Here is a 5,210-nt window from a genome sequence, read left to right as displayed (position 1 = left end):
ATATGTCTGGCAACTCCTTGGCTCACAGAACGACATGGCTACGATCCGACTTGTCGCCGTGCCGCCGACCCGCCCGAGCCCCGGCCAGGGCGTGCTGGTGCCCGGCGCGCCCGGTGGCTACGGCTACCCGCAGCAGCAGTCCGCCGCCCCCGGCGGTTACGGCTATCCCCAGCAGCCGGGTGCGGCCGGCGGTGGTTACGGCTACCCCCAGCAACAGCAACAGCAACAGCAACAGCAACAGCAACAGCAACAGCAGCAACAACAGCAGCAACAACAGCAGCAGTCGGGCGCCGCCGGCGGCTACGGCTACCCGCAGGCCGGCTCGACCCCGGCCGGCCAGTCGCCCTACCTCCAGTCCCACCAGGGCGATCCGCTCACCATGGTGCGGCAGTTCGTCGACCCGGGGCAGAAGTACCCGGCCGGCCTCGGCCGCCGGCTGATGGCCAGGATCGTGGACTCGTTGCTGCCGGTGGGCGCGGCGGTCGCCGTGGCCCTGCCGCTGGTCGACAGCGCCCGCGACCACATCCAGGACCAGATCGACGCGGCCGAGCAGGCCGGCGTCACCCGGCAGATCTGGCTGATCGACGGCACCACCGGCGGCTACCTCGCCCTGGTCCTCGGCGTCTTCCTCGTCGTCGGGCTGCTCTTCGAGGCGCTGCCCACCGCGATCTGGGGCACCACCCTCGGCAAGGGCATCGTCCGCGCCCAGGTGGTGGACGTGGAGCGGCAGGAGAAGCCGTCGTTCGGCGCGTCGCTGCTGCGCTGGCTGCTCTACAACGTGCTGGCGCTGCTGGTGGTGGGCATCGTGAGCCTGGTGATGGGCGCCCGCGACCGGCCCTGGCGCCAGACCTGGCACGACAAGGCCGCCCGCACCTTCGTGGCGGTGACCAAGCCCCAGGGCTGAGCCGCGGCCGGCCGGGGCCCGTCATCCATCCGCCCGGCGCCCGGATGCGGGCCGCCGGGCGGCGGGGTGCACTGGGGGGCATGAGCAGCGACGAGCCACGGCCGGACCCGCCGGAAGAACCCGACCGGCGGCCCGAGGGGAACGGGGGCGAGCAGGAGCTGCCCAAGGCCCCGCCGCCCGAGGAGCCCTACGGTGCCAACCCCTACGGCGACGCCAGGGGCGCGGCCGACCCACTGGCCGGCATGCCCCCGCTCGCCAACCGCGGCCGCCGGCTGATCGCCAGGATCATCGACTCGATCGTGGTGGGCGCCCCGGTGACGCTGCTGATGTGGCCGGTGGTGGGGCACTACGGCTGGAGCGGCGATGGCCAGGGCGGGGCCTACGGCTCCGAGGCGATCGTGCTCGTCGTCTACTTCATCTACGAGGGCCTGATGCTCAGCGCCCGCGGCCAGACCCTCGGCAAGATGGCGATGCGCATCCGGGTGGCGATGCTGGCGGACGGCTCCGTGCCGCACGGCAACCCGGGCTGGGTCCGGGCGGGCGTCTACTCGCTGCCACAGCTGGTGCCCTGCTTCGGTTTCATCTTCTGGCTGGTCAACGTCCTCAACTGCACCTGGGACCAGCCGTATCGACAGTGCCTGCACGACAAGACGGCCAGGACCGTCGTCGTGTCGACGGCCTGAGACGCGCCCGACGTCACGCCCGACGTCACGCCCGACATCACGCTGGACGTCGCGCCTGCGCTACGCGGGGCGTGCGCGCCGGGGCGCGCGCCGTTCAGACCGTAACGCCAGGGCGCCGGCGCGGAGTGTCGACCGGCCCGGGCTGGGCAGGCTGTTGAGGCCGCGCGGCCGGGGCCCGGCCGGCGCGGCGGGCCCGCAGGGCCAGCGCGACGAGGACGCCGAGCAGCAGGGCGACACCGGCCACCAGCGCGAGACCCGGGCCGGAGAGGGCCGGTGCCAGGAGCAACAGGGCGAAGGTGGTGGTGATGACGGTGGCCGAACCACAGATGAGCTGAGCGGGGGTCGGGTGCGGCATGGCGGTGTCCGTCCTCGGTCATGGTTGGCGGCGGACCGTGCCGAAGGGGGCGGCGGGGTGAACTCCCCTCGAACGGTTCTACGGGCCTCGATGCCCGCGCGGCGCGACCGATAAGCGCGCGCCCGGCGGCCGTACCGGTGCACGGGGGGCGCACGGGTTCATGAATGACGGCTTGACGGACGGACGAACGACCGTAGTGGTAACGGGGGGTTGAATCAAGGACTGTCTTTTTCTGACTCACTCATGTCAAATGCACCCGTCGTGTCACTACACGCGCAGGGAGGACAGTCAACAGGTGAACATCGGCAAGAGATCCACGAGATCGAAGACCGCCGCGGTCATGACGGCCGTCGCCGCCATCGGCGCAGCCGTGCTGCTGCCCGCCGGGGCCGCCCACGCGCAGCCGCCCGCCGACCCGGAGCAGGCTCCGGAGGCCGTCGAGCCGTACGCCGCCGCCGAGCCCGAGCTGGAGAACCCGCTGGGCGACAAGCGTGAGGCGCAGCGTCAGGAGGCCTACCAGCAGCTGCTCTCCGGCGAGGCCACCACGCGCGGCCGGGGCGGCTCCGAGGTCGTCGAGCTGAGCGACGGCGAGTTCGTCGACACGGCGACGACCGGAACCGACCAGATCTTCACGATCCTGGTCGAGTTCGGCGACGAGATCCACCCCCAGTACGGCGGCGACCCTGGCCCGTTGGTCAACCAGATCGCCGAGCCCGACCGCTCGGTCGACAACTCCACGATCTGGCAGGAAGACTTCGACCGCCAGTACTACGAGGACCTCTACTACTCGGAGGACCCGGACGTCCCGTCCGTGAAGCAGTACTTCGAGAGCCAGTCCTCCGGCCGCTACTCGATCGACGGCTACGTCAGCGACTGGGTCAGGGTCGACTACAACGAGGCCAGGTACGGCAACAACGCCTGTGGCGCCAGCACCTGCCGCTCGGTGTGGGAGGTCGTCGCGGACGGCGTCAACACCTGGTACGAGGAGCAGCTGGCCCAGGGCGCCACGCCCGAGGAACTCCAGGCCACGCTCGCCGAGTACGACCAGTACGACCGCTACGACTTCGACGGCGACGGCGACTTCAACGAGCCCGACGGCTATCTGGACCACTTCCAGATCGTGCACGCCGGCGAGGACGAGTCGGCCGGCGGCGGCGCGCAGGGCGAGGACGCCATCTGGGCGCACCGCTGGTACGCCTTCGGCGACCAGATCGGCCTGACCGGGCCGGAGGGCAACCTGGCCGGCGGCGCCGAGATCGGCGACACCGGCTTCTGGGTCGGCGACTACACCATCCAGCCGGAGAACGGCGGCGTCGGCGTCTTCGCCCACGAGTACGCCCACGATCTCGGCCTGCCCGACCTGTACGACACCCAGGGCGGCGAGAACGGCACCGCGTTCTGGACGCTGATGTCCTCCGGCTCCTGGCTCGGCCTCGGCGACGGCTCCATCGGCGCCCTGCCGAACGACATGGGCCCCTGGGAGAAGCTGCAACTCGGCTGGCTCGACTACGAGGTGGCCCAGGCCGCCTCCCGGTCCACCCACCAACTCGGCCCGTCCGGCGTCACCTACCCGGAGGACGGCCGCAACCGCGGCAGCCAGGCGCTGATCGTCGAACTGCCGGAGAAGACCGTCACCAACCCGATCCACCCGCCCGCCCAGGGCGAGTACCAGTGGTGGAGCGGCTCGGGCGACGACCTCGTCAACACCCTGACCCGCACCGTCGACCTGACCGGCGCCGGCGCGTCGGCCTCGCTCGACCTCACCGGCTGGTGGTCCATCGAGGAGGACTACGACTTCCTCTACGCCGAGGCGTCGACCGACGGCTCGACCTGGACGCCGCTCGACGGCACGGCGAACGGCGAGGCGCTGCCCCGCGACGGCGCCGACCGCCCGGTCATCACCGGCGAGTCGATGGGCGACGTCCCCGTCTCCTACGCGCTGGACGCCTACGCCGGCCAGTCCGTCGACGTCCGCTTCCGCTACCAGACCGACGGCTCGCTGACCATGACCGGCTTCACGGCCGACGAGATCAGCGTCACCGCCGACGGCGAGACGATCTTCGCGGACGACGCGGAGAACGGCGCGGGCGACTGGGAGGCCGACGGCTTCTCGGTGGTGGGCGAGTCCATCAGCGGCGACTACCCGCAGTACTACCTGGCGGAGAACCGGCAGTACGTCAACTACGACCGGACGCTGCGCACCGGCCCGTACAACTTCGGCTTCCTCGACCAACGGCCCGACTGGGTGGAGCACTTCTCCTACCAGAACGGCATGCTGGTCTGGCTGTGGGACACCTCGGAGCTGGACAACGACGTCAGCCAGCACCCCGGCACCGGCCTGGTCCTCCCGATCGACGCCCACGCCGAGGCCGACCGCTGGTCCGACGGCAGCCTGATGCGGAACCGGATCCAGTCGCGGGACGCCACCTTCAGCTGGTACCCGACCAACCGACTCACCCTGCACCGCAACAGCGAGCCCACCACGCTGCGGGCCCAGCTCGGCGCCCCGGTGTTCGACGACCGACGCGGCACGTACTACGACACGGACAACCCGTTCAACAGCGTGCAGGTGCCGGACACGAACACCAGGATCTCGATCCTCTCGCAGCCGCTGAACACCTCGAAGCCGATCGTCGTGCAGGTGTCGCCCAGCGGTCGCTGACCGGCCCGGAGTGACTCCGTTACGTGATCGCCGCAGGTCGCCGCCATGGTGACCACGGTCTCGGCCGCCGCCCCTCGACGGGCGGCGGCCGAGCGCGTAAGGATGTGTGACATGTCAGATGGAGGTTTCGTCCAGCTGCCCGACGGCAGCGTCGTCGTGGCACTCGGCCTGCCACACCCGGTCGCGCCGGGGCGCAGCGTCCGGGTGCTGGTCCACGCGATCAACCGGCCACGGGCCCTGACCCGCGTACGGAACCTGGGCCTCCGGGCCGTCTACCTGCGGGGCAACACGGCCCCGCCGACGCCCGACGAGATCTCCGCCGTCCTCCACCACCCCGAGGGCATCGTCTGGCGCGCCCGCCCCGACGACGCGACGGAATCCTGGCACCCGATGCGCCACCTACTGCGGCGCCCCGCCTGACCCTGCGGCCCGAGGTTTTTCCCCCCACCCACCCGCCCTTTCCTGCGCTGCCGCGCGGGGTCCGCGCTGCGCGCGGGCGGCGGCCCGCAGGGGCCCAACGGCGGCGTAGCCGCCTTGTTGGGGCCCTGCGGCCGTGTCGGCCTGCGGCCGTGTCGGCCTGCGGCCGTGTCGGCCTGCGGCCGTGTC

Annotated in this window: 5 protein-coding genes; 4 read left to right on the top strand and 1 reads right to left on the bottom strand. The window is 71.5% G+C overall.

All coding sequences use genetic code 11. The annotated features are described in order from the left end of the window. Positions 1-34: 34 nt before the first annotated feature. Entirely contained in the window at positions 35-904 is an 870-nt protein-coding gene (locus ACYVPE_RS39190) for an RDD family protein (protein ID WP_461038625.1), read from the top strand. 80 nt (positions 905-984) lie between these two features. Further along, complete coding sequence (locus tag ACYVPE_RS39185) at positions 985-1,587, top strand: RDD family protein (protein ID WP_461038624.1); 603 nt, start codon at positions 985-987, stop codon at positions 1,585-1,587. 94 nt (positions 1,588-1,681) lie between these two features. Here ACYVPE_RS39185 and ACYVPE_RS39180 read toward each other — a convergent pair whose 3' ends face one another. Next, complete coding sequence (locus ACYVPE_RS39180) at positions 1,682-1,942, bottom strand: hypothetical protein (RefSeq protein WP_461038623.1); 261 nt, start codon at positions 1,940-1,942, stop codon at positions 1,682-1,684. 340 nt (positions 1,943-2,282) lie between these two features. On the opposite strand from ACYVPE_RS39180, the gene ACYVPE_RS39175 reads away from it, so the two are divergent. Together ACYVPE_RS39175 and ACYVPE_RS39170 are read left to right on the top strand one after the other, a co-directional pair. Beyond that, positions 2,283-4,604, top strand: a complete 2,322-nt coding sequence (locus ACYVPE_RS39175; RefSeq protein ID WP_461038626.1) for an immune inhibitor A domain-containing protein — start codon at positions 2,283-2,285, stop codon at positions 4,602-4,604. A gap of 111 nt (positions 4,605-4,715) precedes the next feature. Next, positions 4,716-5,024, top strand: coding sequence for a hypothetical protein (locus tag ACYVPE_RS39170; RefSeq protein WP_461038622.1), 309 nt, complete (start codon positions 4,716-4,718; stop codon positions 5,022-5,024). Positions 5,025-5,210: the final 186 nt, after the last annotated feature.

It is taken from the genome of Streptomyces mayteni, assembly GCF_054783955.1.
This window is presented reverse-complemented; position numbering and strand designations above follow the sequence as displayed.